Raw genomic sequence first — 5,044 nt, forward strand, 5'->3', positions numbered from 1 at the left:
TTTACGGAGTTGCCCAGATTGCGCTACTGATCGACACATAAAATAGAGTCTTACAGAGGCCGCCTACTATATCATTAACCTGCAGGCTAGGGCCTGCCAGGCTCTGGAACATTATACTAATCGAGTCGTTCCAAGCCCAGGCCATGGCTTGGAAATTTTCCCCGCTAGGAACCCCTGGCTGAATGCAAAAGACTAAGTTAATCGTTAATCGGTTTGAGGAAGTGGCGTAATTACAGGAGCCATTCATAATTGCGTTTGCCATAGAGAATACGGCGAATCTGCACGGTGTCGCTCTTCACAACGTAAAACACCAGGTAGTTTTCCACAACCAGACAACGGTAACCCTTCACTTTCAGGGAATTGTTGCGTACATAAGGGCACCGGTCCGGCATCTGCGAAAGACTGATGATTTTCTCTACAATCAGATCATAGTACCGTAGTGCGGCATCAGCAGAAAGGGTGTTTAGATAGTTGACGAGGTCCTTCAAATCCCGCTTAGCAGCGGGATATATCTTTACCTTATAGACGTCCATGAACCGTATCCCTCAACTGCTTTGATATTTCCAGGAAATCCTCACCTTGAGCTCCGCTGATGATTTCCTCCTCAGCCTCGGCTAGTTTTGCGTATAGGTTGATCAGCGCCTGCTGGCGCTCATAAGTCTCCAAGCTCATTACAACCATGTCTCCTACACCGTTTTTAGTGATGAAAACAGGCTCGCGGGTCTGATGGCAAATTTCCGAAATATCATTGGCATTGTTCCTTAAATCCGAAATGGGCCTTATATTTGGCATTTCAAAACCCCCATACTCAATATTTACACCTAAAATATATCATAATATTGATAGCTGATCAACAATGCCGAAGCATTGCTTCCTACGGTGACAGATGGGGACGTTGGATGTTCCTTTTTTGTCACCCCCATCTGTCACCGCCTGACATAGTTGCCAATTCTGAAACCCGTGCAGCATGATACAATATAATTTATAATAAAATCCTAATAAAAACCTTAATAAACAGACAATATACCCCCTGCTCAGCCACGGATCCCTGTCTCTGAGAAGATGCGCCGACTGCCTTAAGGGTCGCCAATACATTCGGCCTCTCGTTGAAGGTTCCGGCGTAACCAGCATGGCGCTAGAAAGGCGATAAGAATGAAAGTATCTTACAGTCTTACCGAGAAGAATTTTAACGAAATCACGGCGGAGCTTTCCCAGACTGCGATGGGCATTCTAAAAGCAGATACCGTCATACGCGGCGCACGTATTTTGAATGTCAATACCCGGGAAATTGAAGAGCACAAAGATGTTGCCATTAAATACGGACGGATCGTTGCCGTAGGGAAAACGGATCATACCATCGGGGAAGACACGCAAATAATCGATGCAGCGGGATATACCCTGGTCCCGGGGTTTCTGGACGGGCATATGCATGTTGAAAGCAGTATGATGTCGGTCAGAGAATTCACCCGGGCTGCATTACCCAGAGGAACCACGACCATATTCATGGATCCTCATGAGATTGCCAATGTTTTAGGCATGAAGGGGGTTCAGATGATGGTGGAAGAGGGCAGGAGCATGCCCATGAAAATTTATGCCACCATGCCTTCCTGTGTCCCTGCTGCGCCTGGTTTTGAAGATGCCGGGGCGGTTTTCGGCCCGGATGATGTCAAAGAGGCCATGAGTGACGACCGTATAATCGGCTTGGGAGAGATGATGAATTTTCCCGGGATCATTTACGGCGATAAAAATGCCCACGGGGAGTTGAAAGCTACGCTGGATGCGGGGAAACCGATTACCGGGCATTATTCGATTCCCGACCTGGAAATCGGACTGCCGGCTTATGCTGCTGCCGGAATCGCTTCCTGCCACGAAAGCACCACCAAAGAAGATGCGCTGGCCCGGATGAGGCTGGGGATGTATGCCAAAATGCGTGAAGGTTCAGCCTGGCACGATGTAAAAGAAACCGTCCGTGCCATCACTGAAAATCATATCGACAGCCGCTATGCGGTTCTGGTGACAGACGATGTTCACCCCCATACCTTGCGGGAACTGGGACATCTCGATCATGTCGTGCGCCAGGCCGTCAGACAAGGTGTCGATCCCATCACGGCAATCCAGATGGTAACCATAAACACCGCCCAGTGCTTTCGGGTAGACCGGCATCTGGGAAGTATTTCGCCGGGGCGCTGTGCTGATATCAACTTTATCAGTGATCTGGCCGAGGTTGCGGTTGACAGGGTGATGGTGGACGGGAAAATCGTGGCTGAAAGCGGGCAGATGATCATGGAATTGCCATACTATACTTATCCCGAGGAAGCCCGTCATTCTGTACATCTGAAAGAAAAGCTGTCACCGCAGCATTTTGTTATCAAGGCGCCTGCGGGTCTTGCAACGGTCAAGGCCCATGTCATGGAAATACGCGAAGCCCACGTGGGGACATATCACCGTTTGATCGAAATGAACGTAGCAAACGGACAGCCCCTGCACCGGGAAGCAGGGGATATCGCCAAAGTGATGGTGATGGAAAGGCATGGCGGGCCGGGTACTTACGGTTTGGGCTATGTAAAAGGTTTTGGCTTAGAGGCCGGGGCAGTGGCTTCAACCGTCGCCCATGACAGCCATAATCTGTTGATCGTTGGCACCAATGACGAAGATATGGCTCTGGCGGGAAATACCCTGGCTGAAGTTGGCGGCGGCATGATTGCTGTCAAAAACGGTGAAGTGATGGCCGTGCTGCCCCTGCCGATCGCCGGTTTGATGTCTGACAGGACCCTGGAAGAAGTGGCGGAAAACGTTGCAGGGCTGGACCAGGCCTGGAAGGATTTGGGCTGTCATCTGGTGTCACCTTTTATGACCATGGCTTTGATATCCTTGCCGGTATTGCCTGAACTGCGGCTTACCAACCGAGGGCTGGTGGATTGTCTGAACTTTAAAATGCTGCCCTCGCTCATAGAATAGCCATTAATAAATATGTAAAGGGGAAGAGTTGTTGGCGGCTTTTGATGACAAAAGGCGGCCTATTTAGCCGCCTTTTCAATCGCCAATCGCAGCTCCGCCGCAGATAAGCTGCACTAAAGGCGGAAAACCCGGCCTTAATTATGGTGCATATTTCAGTAGATGCAAATCAACGCCATCAACCGGGCGGCAGTCAATTCCCCGCAGTTGAAGCGGCCGCTGCGCTAGCAGCTATCACTGCGGCGATGGCTGCCTGTTCGGCGATCAAAAGGCTGGTCACGCTGTTTATCGATGCCATACCCAAGGCGTTTTGTGAGGCCTGCTTATTTTCCTGCGATACCAATATGGCGGCATACATGATCCTCTGCGCCTTTCCCATGCCCAGACGGCCGAAGCCTTTCTGGCCTAAAAGGAACTGGTTGGCTTCCACTATATCACGAATCGTTGCGGAGAGCTCAGGGGTGGATATGGCCAGAACGCCCAAGACCGCCAGCTCCGCTCCGGTGCCGTATTTGCAGTTGTTTTCCTTGAGCAGGTCGAATAAGCGTATGATCCGGTCGCATTTGCTCTGGGCACTTTCCCCGCCCAGGGTCAGGGTGTGGCTCAGGGTCTGCAGGGCATTGCCGATGGAAAAACGGCTCTTAAGGATGGCATAACACTTCTCCATCTCCATGATGGCGGCGCTGGGTGTCATCTCGCTCATAGCCAGCATCACTGCGAAACCGCAGTCCTCTCCGGAGGTAAGAAAAGGATGCTCCTTCTTCATGCGCTGAAATATGTCCTTGGCCTTGCGCACTACGCCGTCATAGGCGGGGGACTGCAGCATTACGGCCATGAAGAAAGCGCTCAAGGGCAGGTATGCCGAAGAGCGGAATTCCTTCTTGAGGGCCTCATAAGCCTGCAGAATTTCCTGAAATTTCCCTTCTGGATGTGATTCCAGAGAGAGCAGAGCGGCCAGGGGCAGATGGGCGGTGGCACGGAATTCCGAGAAAAGCCCGGTGTTGTTTTTCATGATGGTTTTACAGTTTTTGATCTTCTCAGGATCGACAATGCGACCCTTTTCTGTATAAAGACTGGCCACCAGGGGATGATACAGGCCTGAATCCCATTTAAAACGGTCTTTCATTATGTCGCGGTTGCTTACGAACAGCTCGCATCTCTGCAGTAAAGTATGGTTCATGTGGCGCTCCTCCATTTTGATGCTAAATATATGATAACCCATTTGCCTGCTCTGGGGCTGTCAGCTTGCTAACAGAATATACGTTTGATACCGTTCTAGAGTTCATTTCATATATTTGGTAGGTATTTACAATACAATTTTCAGTGATATAGTTGTTTTCAACAAACGTTGAAAATAATAAATAGGGTGAAAAAATGATGAATAATGGAAAGGGAAGCGGTAGTAGCTTCACTAAGAAGAAATGAATGTGACGTTCTGTTCATTTCTCCAGAGGGGTTATCCGCTCGGGATTTTCATTGTATTATTAGAAAAATTGCGCTTTTATGAAGAGTTGAAACGATACATGCAGTAATGATGACATCCCCTGAAACAAGACTAACCGGCCAACAGGCGAAAGGGCCGTTCCCTGCTTAAATGGGAGGAAGCAAGAATGAAGCCAAAAGAAGGGTACGGGTGACAGGAAGGTCTCTCAATTCCTGTCGGGAGGGAAATGTTTTGATCTATAAAAAGCCTGCTTTTTGGATTGTGATTGCGACTGCTGTTATCTGTACAGGAATATTTGTTATTTGTGCTACCCATCCAAAGACTTATAACACCGCCAATGCTTCAAGGGAGACAGCCGGGGTTGAGCAGCAGAAGTATGAGAAAAGGCCGGAATATGAAGGACCTATTGGCGGCGAGGCACCAGTCCCAGAGTCCGCCATTTATTCGCCAGACCATCATTGGGCGGTATGGTCTGATGTCCAGGAAAATTTAAAGGATGAAAGCGGGCTGTTTTATAGTATCTATCAAGTCATGCTCTGTAATACCCAAACCAGAACCATTACAGTTTTCGATATTATTGGGCGGGATTTTAACTTTCTCTGGTCGGAGGACTGCAGATTTCTGGCTGTAACATACTCAGGACGG

Annotated in this window: 4 protein-coding genes and 1 pseudogene; 2 read left to right on the forward strand and 3 right to left on the reverse strand. The window is 49.2% G+C overall.

All coding sequences use genetic code 11. The features are described from left to right. Positions 1 to 230: 230 nt before the first annotated feature. Together B3W37_RS02550 and B3W37_RS02555 are read right to left on the reverse strand one after the other, a co-directional pair. Positions 231 to 533, reverse strand: coding sequence for a type II toxin-antitoxin system RelE/ParE family toxin (locus B3W37_RS02550; RefSeq protein ID WP_481039461.1), 303 nt, complete (start codon positions 531 to 533; stop codon positions 231 to 233). Next, complete coding sequence (locus B3W37_RS02555; RefSeq protein WP_483174682.1) at positions 520 to 792, reverse strand: type II toxin-antitoxin system Phd/YefM family antitoxin; 273 nt, start codon at positions 790 to 792, stop codon at positions 520 to 522. Before B3W37_RS02555 ends, B3W37_RS02550 begins: the two co-directional genes overlap by 14 nt. 360 nt (positions 793 to 1,152) lie before the next feature. Here B3W37_RS02555 and ade point away from each other — a divergent pair, with 360 nt between their 5' ends. Continuing rightward, positions 1,153 to 2,958, forward strand: a complete 1,806-nt coding sequence (ade, locus tag B3W37_RS02560) for an adenine deaminase (protein WP_483174683.1) — start codon at positions 1,153 to 1,155, stop codon at positions 2,956 to 2,958. Positions 2,959 to 3,148: 190 nt separating this feature from the next. On the opposite strand, the gene B3W37_RS02565 is transcribed toward ade, so the two are convergent. Beyond that, the gene (locus B3W37_RS02565; RefSeq protein WP_483174684.1) at positions 3,149 to 4,135 is read right to left on the reverse strand and encodes a DUF4003 family protein; all 987 of its coding nucleotides are present in this window, start codon (positions 4,133 to 4,135) and stop codon (positions 3,149 to 3,151) included. 495 nt (positions 4,136 to 4,630) lie between these two features. On the opposite strand from B3W37_RS02565, the pseudogene B3W37_RS02570 reads away from it, so the two are divergent. Beyond that, positions 4,631 to 5,044, forward strand: a pseudogene (locus B3W37_RS02570) (hypothetical protein); the annotation flags it as partial.

Source organism: Syntrophomonas sp. UBA5494 (assembly GCF_002426325.1).